This is a genomic window from Niastella yeongjuensis, from assembly GCF_900110245.1.
Lineage (GTDB): Bacteria > Bacteroidota > Bacteroidia > Chitinophagales > Chitinophagaceae > Niastella > Niastella yeongjuensis.
Genome location: NZ_FOCZ01000019.1, coordinates 95,912 through 110,412, shown reverse-complemented (window position 1 = coordinate 110,412; position 14,501 = coordinate 95,912). Strand labels below are relative to the sequence as shown.

Annotated in this window: 9 protein-coding genes; 7 read left to right on the top strand and 2 right to left on the bottom strand. The window is 46.3% G+C overall.

Annotated elements, in window-relative coordinates:
* Window positions 1–17: 17 nt before the first annotated feature.
* The 4 genes from BMX95_RS31370 to BMX95_RS31355 all read left to right on the top strand — a co-directional run bounded on the left by BMX95_RS31370 (window position 18) and on the right by BMX95_RS31355 (window position 6,892).
* The gene (locus BMX95_RS31370) at window positions 18–3,044 is read left to right on the top strand and encodes a SusC/RagA family TonB-linked outer membrane protein (RefSeq protein WP_081200752.1); all 3,027 of its coding nucleotides are present in this window, start codon (window positions 18–20) and stop codon (window positions 3,042–3,044) included.
* A 22-nt stretch (window positions 3,045–3,066) separates the two neighbouring features.
* Window positions 3,067–4,713, top strand: a complete 1,647-nt coding sequence (locus BMX95_RS31365; protein WP_081200753.1) for a RagB/SusD family nutrient uptake outer membrane protein — start codon at window positions 3,067–3,069, stop codon at window positions 4,711–4,713.
* 202 nt (window positions 4,714–4,915) lie between these two features.
* Window positions 4,916–5,557: a hypothetical protein gene (locus BMX95_RS31360; RefSeq protein WP_090519688.1), complete on the top strand. Its 642-nt coding sequence runs from the start codon at window positions 4,916–4,918 to the stop codon at window positions 5,555–5,557.
* A gap of 381 nt (window positions 5,558–5,938) precedes the next feature.
* The gene (locus tag BMX95_RS31355; RefSeq protein ID WP_081200755.1) at window positions 5,939–6,892 is read left to right on the top strand and encodes a CvpA family protein; all 954 of its coding nucleotides are present in this window, start codon (window positions 5,939–5,941) and stop codon (window positions 6,890–6,892) included.
* Window positions 6,893–6,962: 70 nt separating this feature from the next.
* Here BMX95_RS31355 and BMX95_RS35155 read toward each other — a convergent pair whose 3' ends face one another.
* A complete protein-coding gene (locus tag BMX95_RS35155) occupies window positions 6,963–7,133 on the bottom strand; it encodes a hypothetical protein (protein WP_165758940.1) in 171 nt (56 codons plus the stop codon).
* 217 nt (window positions 7,134–7,350) lie between these two features.
* On the opposite strand from BMX95_RS35155, the gene proB reads away from it, so the two are divergent.
* The 3 genes from proB (at window position 7,351) to BMX95_RS31340 (ending at window position 13,851) form a co-directional block, all read left to right on the top strand.
* Window positions 7,351–8,385 carry a glutamate 5-kinase gene (gene proB, locus BMX95_RS31350; protein WP_081200756.1) on the top strand — a complete coding sequence of 345 codons (1,035 nt, stop codon included), beginning with the start codon at window positions 7,351–7,353 and terminating at the stop codon, window positions 8,383–8,385.
* A 9-nt stretch (window positions 8,386–8,394) separates the two neighbouring features.
* Complete coding sequence (locus BMX95_RS31345) at window positions 8,395–9,636, top strand: glutamate-5-semialdehyde dehydrogenase (protein WP_165758941.1); 1,242 nt, start codon at window positions 8,395–8,397, stop codon at window positions 9,634–9,636.
* 147 nt (window positions 9,637–9,783) lie between these two features.
* Window positions 9,784–13,851, top strand: a complete 4,068-nt coding sequence (locus BMX95_RS31340) for a hybrid sensor histidine kinase/response regulator transcription factor (protein WP_242673135.1) — start codon at window positions 9,784–9,786, stop codon at window positions 13,849–13,851.
* A gap of 90 nt (window positions 13,852–13,941) precedes the next feature.
* Here the strand turns inward: BMX95_RS31340 and BMX95_RS31335 are convergent, their stop codons facing one another.
* A complete protein-coding gene (locus BMX95_RS31335) occupies window positions 13,942–14,295 on the bottom strand; it encodes a hypothetical protein (RefSeq protein ID WP_133053923.1) in 354 nt (117 codons plus the stop codon).
* Window positions 14,296–14,501: the final 206 nt, after the last annotated feature.

The following is a 14,501-nucleotide window of genomic DNA, read 5'->3' as shown; positions in this document are numbered from 1 at the left end:
AACCTAAAACTTTTGTTATGAGATTGCCTTGTCAGTCGCTCCCGAAGGGTGCGGGTATTCACCTGTTGCTGCTGCTTTTGTTATCGCCATTGTATATGCTGGCGCAATCCCCCTTGGTAACCGGTACAGTAAAAGATTCCACAGGCCACCCTATGGCCGGAATTTCGGTAAGCGTAAAGGGAAAGAAAATAGTGACCAGTACAAGACCAGATGGCACCTTCGCCATCTCCGCGCAGAAAAGCGATGTACTGGTCTTTAGTGGAGTATCCCTCGATGTACAGGAAGTTGCCCTGGATGGCAGCAGCTCCATCGATGTCACCATGCGCAGTACGGCGTTGGTGATGACCGATATCGTTGTAGTTGGTTACGGTAAAACCTCCCGGAAATCTTTGACCAGTGCCATTACCACCATTAAGCCCGAAGAAATGAACAAGGGCTCCATCTCCGATGTAGGACAGTTACTGCAAGGTAAGGTGCCCGGGTTGAATATTACTGCAAGCGGTGACCCCAACCGGCCTGCTGCCGTGGTGTTGCGGGGTGCTTCAACTATTAATAGCCCGAGTGGACCTTTCTATGTGATCGATGGTGTGCCCGGCGTTGATATTTCACTGATCGCTCCGGCGGACATTGCCTCTATAGATGTGTTGAAAGATGCGGCCGCTACCGCCATTTATGGCAATCGCGCCTCCAATGGTATTATCATGGTTACTACCCGAAGAGGTAAAAAAGGACAGGCCCAGGTATCTTACGATGGGTTTGTTGGCGTTGAAAAAGTATCCCGGCGGCTCGATGTAATGGATGCCGGTCAGTTAAGGGATTTCCTGTCAAAAAACAACCTGGCATTTACGCCTGCTGACGACAAAGGCGCCAATACCGATTGGCAAAAAGCAACCCAGCGCAGCTCGGCGGTTTCAACAAGTCATAATATATTCCTGGGCGGCGGTGGCGATCACGGATCTTACAGCGCCAGCCTGAACTACTTCAGCAAGCCTGGTATTTTATTGAACAGTAACCTGCAGCGCATCATTGCCCGCCTGTCTGTGGAGCAATATCTGATCAATGATAAGCTGAGATTAGGACTGAACATCACCAATTCAAGTAATGAGGCCGATGATATCCCTTACCGCAATACGGTGCTGTTGCAATCAGCCACTTATTTGCCGGTATCGCCCGTAAAGAACGATAACGGTACCTATTTCGAGAACTTTACCAAATCAGGTTATTACAACCCGGTGGCGATGATGAACCATAGCCAGCAGAACAACAAGTACAACAACCTGATGGCCCAATTGACGGCCCAGGCAAAACTGCCCTTTGGCCTTACGTATGATCTGAACCTGGCTTATCTCAACAATTCGAATGTATACGGTTCTTACCTCGATAAATATTTTACTTCGAACTATAATGGTATGTATGATAATCCTGATCCTACCACCGCCGGTCATCTGCAGCAGGCATTCGGCACAAACGGACAGGCCAATCGGCAATCATACCGCAATACCAGCAAGATCCTGGAAACCTATTTTACCTGGGATAAAGCATTTGGGAACTCTGCTATAAATGCCGTATTGGGCTACTCCTGGCAGGAAAATGAGAACGGTGATGGCTTCCAGGTAACAACGTATAATTTCCCGGTTGACAATATCAGCTATCAGAACCTGGCATTAAGCAACCCTTATGCATATTCAACGCGCATTAATTTTGGCGCAGATGGCGTATATCAAAAGACACGTTTGATCTCGGATTTTGCCCGGTTAAAATATACCTACAACGACCGGTACATTTTACAGGCATCCGTTAGGCGGGATGGCAGCTCGGTATTTGGGGCCAACAACTATTGGGGATATTTCCCTTCTGTAGCCGTTGCCTGGCGTATTACTGAAGAAGATTTCATGAAATCGCAACATCTTTTCAGTGATCTGAAACTGCGGGCAAGTTATGGCGTTACCGGTAATGCCTTTGGCTTTAATGCCTATACTGCCCAGTTCCTGATGGGCAGCCAGGGTACCTGGTATTACAATGGAACACCCGCCGCAGCCTATGGCCCGTTGAATGCCTACAATCCCGATCTGCAATGGGAAGAAGTGGCTACTACCAATATAGGCGCTGATTTCACCATACTGAAAGGTAAACTTGGTGGTTCTATTGATGTTTATAAGCGCAAGACAACCGACATGATCTTCCCCTATAAAGTTGATCCCATGCTTGTTCCTAATGGTACCATTACAGCCAATGGGGGAAGCATAGAAAATAAGGGCATCGAGCTGGCGTTGACTGCCAATATTATTTCGAACAGTAAATTCTCGTGGACAAGTAACCTGAACCTGGCACATAACAAGAATGAGATCACCAGTCTGAAAAACCCGCTTTTTGCCGGTGGCGACTCAACAGCAGTAGGTTTTCCTGAAGGGGCCGGTCAGTCGGGCAACTCACTGGAGTTATTGAAAGAAGGACGTCCGCTGGGACAATTCTATTCTCTGGAATATGCCGGGAAAGATGCATCAGGCGTATCGCAATTTGTAGCAGGCGATGGAAAAACGTTAACCACCAGTCCATTACGTGGAACCGATTATCATTACCTCGGCAATGCGCAGCCTAAACTGTTGCTGGGTTGGACGAATACGTTCAGGTATTCAGACTGGGACTTCCGGTTTGCGATCCGTGGTGTATTTGGCAATAAGATCTTCAATGCTACCCGGGCCGATCTGTTCCGCCCCAACACCGCGCAATTCACCAACATCCTGGTTGATGCGGCCAATGAATCAACTGCCGACTTCAATGCCTATCGCTATTCTTCCCGCTTTATTGAAAGTGGCAGTTATGTACGCTTCGACAATGCTACACTGGGATACAACTTCAAGCACATAAGTAACTATATAAAATCACTTAGATTATATGCAACGGCAAACAATCTTTTTGTAATTACAAATTTCACTGGCATAGATCCTGAAGTGAACCAGGGTGGAATAGCCCCCGGCATAGATTACAACAACTTCTATCCAAAAACGCGTACGTTCTTATTTGGAGCAACCGTAAACTTCTAATTAACCAGCAAAATTGAGCATTATGAAAAAAAGATTGATCTATATAGTCGCTTCTCTGATGGCTACTGGCGTAATGGTTTCGTGTCATAAAGTAACTGTGGTGGCCACCTCAGAATTAACACCCGAAACATTTCCACAAGACGCAGCCTCTTATATCTCGGCAGCAGGCCCGGTGTATGTAGCATTGAGGGGTAATGTGGCAGCTGAATGGTTCTTTCAACAGGCTTACAGTACTGATGAAGGCATTATGCCCGCCCGGGGTGGCAACTGGTACGATGGTGGCCAGAACCTGCAAATGCACTATCATACCTGGACGAAAGACAATAACTATATAAATGCAAACTGGTACTGGCTTTCTACCATCATTGGTGAAGTAAACCAGCAGGTCTCCATCCTTACAAAAACACAACCCGCGGGAGCGGTCAGGGACACCGGTTTTGCCGAATTGAAAATGGTGCGCGCCCTCGCCTACTATTTTATGATGGACAACTGGGGGAACGTACCCATCGATACTTTGTTTGGCGATTATACCGCGCGTGATAAATCGCCCCGCGCAGAAGTATTCAATTTTATAGAGAGTGAAATAAAAGCAGCCATTCCTAACCTGAGCACGACAGTTAGCAAAGCAACCTATGGCCGGTTCACCCAATATGGCGCTTATGCCCTGCTGGCTAAAATGTATCTGAATGCCGAATATTATACAGGCACTAAAAAATATACCGAGTGTATTGCAGCCTGTGATAACATTATAAGCTCCAATAAATTCAGCATTACTGACAGGGCAAATTATTTACAGGCGTTTTATCCGCTCAATGGTCCGGATGCGGTAGGCAGCAAGGATGAATTTATTTTCGCCATTCCATACGATGCGACATTCACCAACACGTTCCCGTTTCGCAGTGCCAACTACCATGCCCGATATGATGTACCGCGTTCAATGGGTAAAGTGGCAGCAGGTGCAGGCTATAACTATTTTAATATCCCCTATGTAACTGGTGGTCCGGCCAGTACACTGCCAGAGTTCTATGCCAACTTTAATGATCCTAATGATATCCGCAACAAGCAATGGCTTACCGGCTTGCAGTTTAAGCCAGACGGATCAAAACTTGAAATCACTACTACGAAACAAGGATACGATGCCATTGCCTTTAAAGGCGATACGAATCGTTACACATTCCAGTTGAATCTGACACCGGATATTGTGTTGCGTCAGAGCACTACCACCTTTGATTGCGGAAATGATGAAGTAGCCTGGAATATGGGTTATCGCAACATCAAGTTTTATCCTGATGCTACTTCCGCCAGCATGAACCAGAACAACGACATTCCTATTTTCCGGTATTCAGATATTGTGTTGATGAAAGCCGAAGCCATTTTGCGTGGCGGCACCCCTACATTGGGACAAACGGCTTTATCACTGGCTAATGATCTGCGCACAAAACGCACCACTTCTCCCGCCTGGACAACCATTACGCTCGACAGCGTTTACAATGAGCGCAACCGGGAGTTTGCCTGGGAAGGCTGGCACCGCAATGATATGATCAGGTATGGTAAGTTCGAAGGGACATGGGGTTTCAAAACAAACACAGATGTAACACGCAGGATTTTCCCGATCCCAACGAATGCGTTTGCGGTTAATCCCAAGCTTACACAGAACACAGGTTATTAAAATAAATGTTTGTTGGTTTTAGGAAATTCTTTTTCATAATCATGTAGCAGTAAACACCACCTCCGGGCTTTTCAGCCTGGAGTTTCTTTTTAAGGCAGACGGCAGAAGCCATCTTCCACCGTATTAACAATCTTTTGATACAAATTCTTCTTTTTGTCCCTACATTCGCTCCTATCAAATTGAAAACTCAATACCATTATTTATGCGTTCCTTATTATGCTTGTGTCTCCTGGTAGTATTTGCAGGCGCCCAGGCCCAGGATGAACCCTTACCCGATTTGCGTAACAAAAAAGAAAGCTTTACTAAATACCCCAAAGGGGAGATCCGGGACGACCTGGCCACCTTTACCATCGGCGGCATCGACGAGCGCCTGGGGAAAGACCCTTTACAGAAATTACCGGCTACCGACTTCAACATGCACTCAATAACCTTTGAAGGCAACAACCTGAAAGTGGTTATTACCAGTGGCACCTTTGACGCTTCCAAACACAAGTTGAATTACTACTACGATAAGAAATACCTGGTGAAAATAGATGGTAAACCTTATTATGGCGACTACGGCAGCATACCCACCACTACGATAGCTTCGGTTGATGTTATCCTTAATGGGAAAGATACCGTTGCCCTGCCGGCGGCGGCTTTTACCGATCTGTACCATCCTGAATTCACCTATTCAGAAGGCGGTACCATTAAAACCCACAATGCCGTGTACTTCTCAAAGGACAAGCACCGGATGTATATTTATATGGTGAACAATGAGGCCATAGGCAAGTACGAAGTAACCTGGATTTTGCAGGATAATAAATATGTAGGACGTGTTGTTGACTCCGGGATTATGAGATAAAAACAGCTTTCTTTTGGGGTAAAAATCTGAATTTCCTGTCCGGAAAAGGCAGGGCTGTTGTAATAATTTAATAGGTATAAACAACACATTTTCAGAGTAAAAGACTAGTAAATTTCCTGCGGGAAAAATATTTTCTACCCAGAAACAATTTGCGAACCACGAACACCGTTAGTATATCGGTTTTTCATAGGATATTGGATTTTTAACGGGCCTGGATTTCTATCCGGGCCTTCTTTATTTTTAACAGCTTTCTTTCGCCAAAAATGTAGAAATTTAGCAACAATACGATCCCTCCTTATGTGAATCTTCCGGCTGGAGTCAGTAAAATACAATCCGTACAGGTAGCATGGTTTTTTAGTGTAAATAACAAAGGCTGCAAGTATGAATTTGATCGATTTTCTGCTACTGATAATAGTAGCCTATGGTATGTGGGATGGTTGGCAAAAAGGATTTATCCTGGAACTATTGTATCTGATGGGGCTCATTATAAGTATTGCGGCCACCTTTTTATTATATCCTTACCCTACTATTTTTATCAACAAATACATTCCCTCACTAGGCTCCTGGGCATTGCCGCTTTCCTTTATAGTTACCTATGTACTTATGCGGGTTTTTACAAATGCGCTAACCAATAGAACCCTGCATAAGATCCCGGTCGATGCGCATGGCCGCTGGGATAATAAAGTGTTGGGTATGTTTCCGGGCTTTATAAACGGGGTTACTCATGCCGTGATTGTAGCGGCCCTGTTGCTGGCATTGCCTATCAGTAACAATATCTCTAACAAAACCCGCCAAAGCAGGTTTGTGGTTTTGTTGTCTGTACCGGCCGAGTTGATAGAAACAAAACTGTCGCTGGTCTTTAATGAAGTGGAAAGAACGATGAACCGGTTAACGGTAAAACCCGGTTCGAATGAAACGGTCATTCTCCCATTTAAGGTGATGGCGCCGCCCCCGCGGCCCGATCTGGAAACCCTGATGTTGAGTTGGGTAAATGCCGAGCGAATAAAAGCAGGATTGAATACCCTTAAACTCGATCGGGAATTGACTGTTGTTGGCCGCAAGCATTCGATAGATATGTTTCAGCGGGGCTATTTCTCACATGTGTCGCCCGATGGGAAAGGGCCTTTTGACCGCATGAAAGATGATAGCGTGCAATTCACCAATGCCGGTGAGAATATTGCGCTGGCGCCCACACTTGATATTGCACACAGCGGGTTGATGCATTCGCCGGGGCACCGCGCTAACATCCTTCGGCCCGAATTCGGCCGGCTCGGTATTGGAATCGTAGATGGTGGCAAATATGGGCTTATGATCTCGCAAGAGTTCAGGAATTAGTTTAAAGTTTAAGGTTGAAAGTTCAAAAGGCTGAAAACATTAAACTTTGAACTTAAAACTTAGAACTGTATTATTTCCCGCCAAAAAGCTTACTGATAATCCAGAAGATCAATCCTATTACAAGCACCACTAAGAATATTCCCCACCACATTCCTGCTTTAAAAATGCCTTCCACAGCAGCGCAACCTGAATAAAATAAAGTCATCAGCAGAAAGCATAAGCTGTAATACTTCTTTATCATAACACGAGATTTTCAAATAGTATCTAAAACCACGTGCCTGTTATAATTTATTGGTTTTCATCTAGTTTGGGCAGGTGTTTTGTGGAGTTATTTGCACAAAATGCTAACGAATGGAAGCCAAAAGCCTGCCCTTGAAAGGCAAAAGCGTTAGGCCAGGGCAGGATTGCTCAGCATGCTTTTGCCTTTAGGCTTTGGGCATTAAGCTTTAAATTTGCGCATGCAAAAACCGGTTATTGTAATAAAGCTTGGCACAGCGGTTATAACCAATGAGGAAGGCGTAATCAGTCATTCTATTATTAAAAAGGTGGCGTCAGAAATTTCCGAGCTGTTTCATACGCATCGTGTGGTGTTGGTATCGAGTGGGGCAGTGGGCAGCGGAAAAGTGTTTATTCAGCATTATAAAGGAAGTATTACTGAACGCAAGGCGGCGGCGGCCGTGGGCAACCCCTTGCTGATCCAATTATACCAGAAGCATTTTTCGAAATACCACATACCCGTGGCCCAGGCGCTGTGCGAACGGCACCATTTCAGCAACCGGTTTCAGTTTGTTCAGTTAAAAGAAACCTTCGAAGCCTTTTGGCAGAACGGCATATTGCCCATCGTGAATGAAAACGACCTGGTAAGTAATGTGGAGTTGAAGTTCAGCGACAACGACGAACTCGCCACCCTCATTGCCGTGGGTTTTGATGCAGAAACCCTGGTGATCTGTACGTCGGTGGGCGGTTTTATGGATGATGCCAAAAACATTATTCCCCGGGTAGAAAAGATCGACAGCAAAGTCATGGGTTTTGTACAAACCACTAAAAGCAGCCTGGGTTTGGGTGGCATGACCTCTAAACTCACTTTTACCCGACTGGCTACCTCCCTGGGTATTCAGGTGATCATCTGCGGACTGAAGGGGAAAGGACCCTTTGCCGATGCATTGGCCGGTAAAAACGGAACTACCTTTGTTTCGCAGGCTTCTAATTTAAAAGCCCGGCAAAAATGGCTGGCCAGCGGATCCATTACCCTGGGTACCCTGTCGGTTGACAAAGGCGCCGCAAAAGCCCTGCAACAACGCCGCAGTTTATTGACCGTTGGCGTAACCAATGTGCAGGGAAAATTTGCCGCGGGCGAAGTAGTGCAAATAAAAGATGAAGAAGAAAGCATCATTGGCGTAGCCAAAGTTAAACTCGATGCAACCGCCATTCGCGATGGCATTTCACAAAAGAATGTATTGGCAGCACATGCCGATGATATTGTAATATTTTAATAAGACCTGATGAGCAGTGTACAACAACAGATAATCAAGACCTGGAAAGCCGCTATCAACCTGCGGCAGGCAACCGATAAACAACTGAAAGCTGTTTTATTACAACTGGCCGATGAACTGGAGAAGAAGAGCACCACCATCATAAAAGCCAATCAGCTGGATGTTGAAAAGCAGGACCCAAACAACCCGAAGGTAGACAGGTTGTTGTTGAATAAAGAACGCATCGCCGGTATTGCCAGCGCCATTCGTAATATAAGCAGGCTGCCTAACCCCGCCGGTAAAACGCTGGAGAAACGCAAGCTGGACAATGGCCTGCTGCTGCACAAGATCGCCGTGCCACTGGGTGTGGTGGGCGCTATTTATGAATCAAGACCCAATGTAACGTATGATATTGCAGCGCTTTGTATCCGCAGCCAGAATGGTTGTGTGCTCAAAGGCAGCAGCGAAGCGGAGAATTCCAATCTGGCAGCCATCCGCCTCATTAAAAAGGTATTGAAGGCGAATGACATCGATCCCGATTGTGTAACCCTGTTGCCTTCAGAACGCGAGACCGTTCAGGAGTTATTTACCGCTACCAAATATGTAGACGTACTGATACCCCGTGGTTCCGAATCGCTGATCCAGTTTGTAAGAAAGAACAGCCTGGTACCAGTGATAGAAACCGGTGCAGGTGTGTGCCATGTATATGTTGAAAAAGAAGCATCTATTAAAAAGGCGGTCGACATTGTAGTAAATGCCAAAGTATCACGTCCATCGGTATGCAATGCTATGGACACCGTGCTGGTGGATGAAGCAGTAGCCCCTTCCTTCCTGAAACAGTTACAATCGAAATTCAGCGAACACCAGGTAGAAATATTTGCCGATGCCAAATCGCATAAATTATTAAAAGGCTATCCCCATTTACAAAAAGCGGCACCGGAAGATTTCGACCGCGAGTTCCAAAGCCTGAAATGCGCAGTGAAAGTGGTAAAGAACATCGATGAAGCGTTGGACCACATTCGTGAACATTCTACCAAACACAGCGAAGCCATTGTAAGTAACAATAAAAAGAATTGCGCCCGCTTTTTACAGGAAGTGGATGCTGCCGCTGTTTATACCAATGCCAGCACCCGCTTTACCGACGGGGAAGAAATGGGCCTCGGCGCCGAGATCGGCATCTCAACCCAAAAATTGCACGCCCGCGGTCCATTCGCATTAGAGAAATTAGTTACTGAAAAATGGTTATTGCAAGGGAACGGACAAGTCAGGTAGCCGGTTACTGGTTACCGGTTGCCAGTTGCCGGGAAAATCAAGCTGATATATAATTATTTTGAGCTAAGAAATTAGGGCCCGGAAACCGGAAACTGGTGCCCGCATTTTCCGTATATTGTCATGCAAACACTTGTATAACGATTGCGCTTGCCATATACGATAATAACAATTATCTGCATTCTAAACCTGCGTCCATTATTTGCACAACCCGTGCAATACCCGTTTTCGCACCTCGATATCAGCAATGGCTTATCACACAACCAGGTTACCAGCATTATAAAAGATGCAAAAGGATTTATGTGGTTTGGCACTGCTTCGGGTCTTAACCGCTACGATGGGTACACCTTCAAAGTTTTCCGGCACCGTGAAAACGACAGCACCTCACTTAGCGACGACCTGATCGTAAAGATCCAGGAAGGACCCGATAACAAATTCTGGGTAGATACCCGTTCCGGACAATGCCTCTTTGACCCCGTATCGGAAAAAGCTGTTCTCAATACAACGGACTATTGCCGCAAACTATCATTGCCTGCCGCTTTCGTGACCGATATTGTAAAAGACAAACAAGGTGGTTATTGGTTTGCACAAACCGGTAATGGCGCCACCCGGTATAACCCGGTAACACATGCAGTAAAACAATATAAACGTCAACCTGATGTCACCGATATGACAGCTGATAACGTTGGCAACGTCTGGATGATATATACCGATGGTGTACTCGAAGGATACAATACCGCATCAGGCAAAATGATAGTACGCCATGCTGCGCTGTTTAAACAACCGGGCGAATTGCGCTACCGGTTGTTTGCCGATGCAGAAAACGATCTGTGGATCTATACCGAAGGCTTGCCGCAAGGGGCGTTTTGTTATACGGTAAAAAACAACAACCTCATCCATTACCACCGCGATGCACCCGCCACCCGGTTAAACAACAACCTGGTTACGGGCATACAACAGGATAACAACGGGTTGATCTGGATTTCTACCGATCATGGCGGCGTAAACCTGTTGAATAAAAGGACCGGCGCTATCGGCTACTTGGAAAATAAACCCGAAGACAGCAAAAGCATTAGTCAGAACAGCATCAACGCCATTTACCGAGATAATACAGGTATTATCTGGCTGGGTACCTATAAGAAAGGCATCAACTATTATCACCCAAACATCATTAAGTTCCCTGTATACCAGCATTTGTTATCCGATGCACATAGTTTACCATTCGATGATGTGAACCGGTTTGTAGAAGACGATAAAGGCAATCTGTGGATAGGCAGCAATGGCGGCGGGTTGATCTATTTTGATAGAAGCACCGGTAACTACCGCACCTTTAAACACAGCACCACCAATTCCAACAGCATCAGCAATGATGTAATAGTGAGTTTATGCATTGATCATAATAAGAAACTGTGGATCGGTTCCTACTATGGCGGCCTGGATTGTTACGACGGTCAGCAGTTCATTCATTATAAAAATGATCCGGAAGATGCTACCAGTATTTCCGATAACAGCATCTGGGAGATCTATGAAGATGCACAACACCAGTTGTGGGTCGGCACATTAAGCGGTGGCCTGAACCGGTTTCACCCGGAAATCGAAGGGTTCTATACCTATCGTAAAGGCAATGGGTCCATCAACTCCAATTACATTTCGGCCCTGGCTGAAGACCAGGAAGGTAATTTATGGGTAGGTACTGAATCGGGCATCAGTGTGTTGAATAAAAAAACCGGCGGCTTTACTTATTACCAGCACGATTCAAAAGATAAAGGCAGTTTGGGCAACGGCAATGTGACGGCTTTACTAAAAGACAGCCGGGGCAATATGTGGGTAGCCACCCGGGATGGACTAAACTTTTTTGATAAGACCACCCATTCCTTCTGTCATTTTAGCCAGACCGATGGCTTGTCTGAAAACAATATTCTCACCCTGCTGGAAGACAACGAACATACCTTGTGGTTAGGTACTGCAAATGGGCTTTCGCGCGCCTGGGTGCAATATGATGCAAAAGGCGCCATGCAGGTGCAGTTTAGAACTTACGATGAACGTGATGGCTTGCAGGGGCGGGAGTTCAATGAAAATGCTGTGCTGAAAACAAAACAGGGCGAGTTGATCTTTGGGGGCGCCAATGGGTTTAATATTATCAGTCCCGAAGCGATCTCACATAATACGGTGGTGCCCGAAGTAGTGCTTACTGAGCTGTACGTATTTGATAAGAGTCCGCAGCCGGGTGAAGTGATCAACAACCGCGTGTTGTTGCAAACGGCCATATCCGAAGTAAAAGAGATTACGCTTAGGTACCATGAGAATATCTTCTCCCTGGAATTTGCGGCGCTTAATTATTCCAACCCCGAAAAAAATCAATATGCGTATAAGCTGGAAGGGTTCAACAACGACTGGTTAACGACCGATGGCACACATCGTACGGTTACCTACACCAACCTCGATCCCGGTAAATATGTTTTCAGGGTAAAAGCCAGCAATGGGGATGGCGTATGGAATGAAAAGGGCACGGCGTTGCTGGTGACCATTTTGCCGCCGTTCTGGCGTACGGTGCCGGCCTTCATCCTATATGCAATACTGTTGGGCGTTATCTTGTTGGCGGCAAGAAGACTTACCATTCAGCGGGCGCATATGCGTTTTCAACTGGCGCAACAGAAGAAGGAAGCTGAACGCGTGCACGAGCTGGACCTGTTGAAGCTGAAATTCTTTACCAATGTAAGCCATGAGTTCAGAACACCGCTGTCGTTGATCATGGCCCCGGTAGAGAAACTTTTGAACCAGTCGCGGGAGGGAGAACAAAAGAAACAATACCAGTTGATCTATCGCAATGCCCGGCGCCTGCTGGCGCTGGTAAATCAATTACTGGACTTCAGAAAACTCGAAATGCGCGAGTTGCGTCTGTATCCTTCCATGGGCGATATTGTTTCGTTTGTAAAAGAGATTAGCTGTTCATTTACCGATATGGCCGGCGCCAAACACATTCAGTTTAATTTCACCACCGGTATCGACTCGTTACAAATCTCCTTTGATCCCGATAAACTCGAACGCATACTATTCAACCTGCTGTCTAACGCATTTAAATTTACGCCCGAGCATGGAAGTGTACAGGTGCAGGTAGCGCAGGAAGCGCAGTTTGTCTCAATAACAGTAAAAGACAGTGGCATTGGTATTCCGTATGAAGACCAGTATAAGATATTCGAACGCTTTTTTCAGCATGATGTGCCGGGTAGCATTTTAAACCAGGGGAGTGGTATTGGGTTGGCCATCTCCAAAGAATTTGTGCGTCTGCACCAGGGAACTATTTCAGTGACGAGCGAACCAGGCAGTGGAACTTGTTTTACCGTATTGCTGCCGGTGAATAAGGCTGTTACAGAATCAGTAGTGAGTCAGGAAGAGTTATTGTTGGAGCAATCTTCTGAAGAATCGACTGAAATAACGGGCAGGGCCTCCCGCAAAAAACCGGTGGTGTTGATCGTAGACGACAATGACGACATCCGGTTTTATTTAAAAGACAACCTGCGCCGCAATTATACCGTGTATGAAGCGGTGAATGGGGCCGAAGGTTGGGAGAAAACCAAACAGCTGCAACCCGATCTGATAGTAAGTGATGTAATGATGCCGGTGATGGATGGGATGGAGTTGTGCCGCATCATAAAACACGATAAACAAACCTCGCACATACCGGTAATATTATTAACAGCCAGGTCAGCGGCAGAACCCAAGCTGGAAGCCTTTCAGGTGGGCGCCAATGATTACGTGACCAAACCGTTCAGTTTTGAAATGTTACAGTCGCGCATCAGGAACCTGCTGGCACAGCAGGAAGCCATGCGCAAGTTGTTCCAGAAACAGGTGGAGGTAAATCCTTCTGAAATAAGCATTACCTCGGTTGATGAGCAGTTCATTCGCCAGGCAATAGAAACGGTGGAACAGCATATCTCCAGTCCCGAATTTTCTGTGGAAGACCTGAGCCGCGCCTTGCACATGAGCCGGGTTGCGCTGTATAAAAAGCTGCTGGCGTTAACCGGCAAATCGCCCCTCGATTTTATAAAGACGATCCGCCTAAAACGTGCCGCCCAGCTATTGGAAAAGAGCCAGTTCACCATTTCAGAAATTGCCTACGAAGTAGGTTTCAACAACCCCAAATATTTCGCACGGACTTTTAAGAAAGAGTTTGGCTTACTACCCTCAGCGTATGCTGAGCAAAACAGTAAATCGTAGGTTTGGGACAGCCATTGTGAATGGTGAGTGAGCTCGCGATTATTCAGACCGCAGAACTTTGGGAACCCACTCACTACTCGCCACTGACAACTATTTGTCTTTCCTGTGTCCCGGCGCATAATTTTTGGCCGATTTATCCCCATGTAGCTTTTTCTCCTGTCCGGGTGGAAGGCGGTGGTGTTTCTTACCATGGTGGTGGCAATCATGATGGTGGCAGTCATGATCATGGTCACAATCATCGTCATCGTGCCCATCGTGGTGTCCGTCATGATCATCGTTATCTGACTCGTGGTGATTCGGGTCCTGCGGTTTTGAAGGAGTAGGGTGCGGGGGAGTGGATTGGGGCGTCTCCTGGGGAGGCGGGGTATTAATCGGGTCTTCTTTGTGTTTACAACTACTTCCAATCAGTACGAGCAAAGCCAGCACAAAAACTTTACAGTTCATTTTTATAGGGTATTGAATATTTAAGAAGGCAATGATAACATTAAATAATTTATAATGCAATAGGGCCCAGGTTTCAGGTTCCCGGCTCCCCCCGGTGGAGGGGAGTTTTAGCCCCACTGATTATTAGCCAGACTCGACTTGTCAGAATTCATTGCCGATTGTTCTCGGCGCAGCAGGGACCGTGTCGAGGTTTCTGCCCTCTGCCT

Excerpts from the sequence above, each read along its gene's own strand:
- BMX95_RS31370 (WP_081200752.1), top strand. The coding sequence starts at position 18 with ATGAGATTGCCTTGTCAGTCGCTCCCGAAGGGTGCGGGTATTCACCTG.
- BMX95_RS31365 (WP_081200753.1), top strand. The coding sequence starts at position 3,067 with ATGAAAAAAAGATTGATCTATATAGTCGCTTCTCTGATGGCTACTGGC.
- BMX95_RS31360 (WP_090519688.1), top strand. The coding sequence starts at position 4,916 with ATGCGTTCCTTATTATGCTTGTGTCTCCTGGTAGTATTTGCAGGCGCC.
- BMX95_RS31355 (WP_081200755.1), top strand. The coding sequence starts at position 5,939 with ATGAATTTGATCGATTTTCTGCTACTGATAATAGTAGCCTATGGTATG.
- BMX95_RS35155 (WP_165758940.1), bottom strand. The coding sequence starts at position 7,133 with ATGATAAAGAAGTATTACAGCTTATGCTTTCTGCTGATGACTTTATTT.
- proB (WP_081200756.1), top strand. The coding sequence starts at position 7,351 with ATGCAAAAACCGGTTATTGTAATAAAGCTTGGCACAGCGGTTATAACC.
- BMX95_RS31345 (WP_165758941.1), top strand. The coding sequence starts at position 8,395 with ATGAGCAGTGTACAACAACAGATAATCAAGACCTGGAAAGCCGCTATC.
- BMX95_RS31335 (WP_133053923.1), bottom strand. The coding sequence starts at position 14,295 with ATGAACTGTAAAGTTTTTGTGCTGGCTTTGCTCGTACTGATTGGAAGT.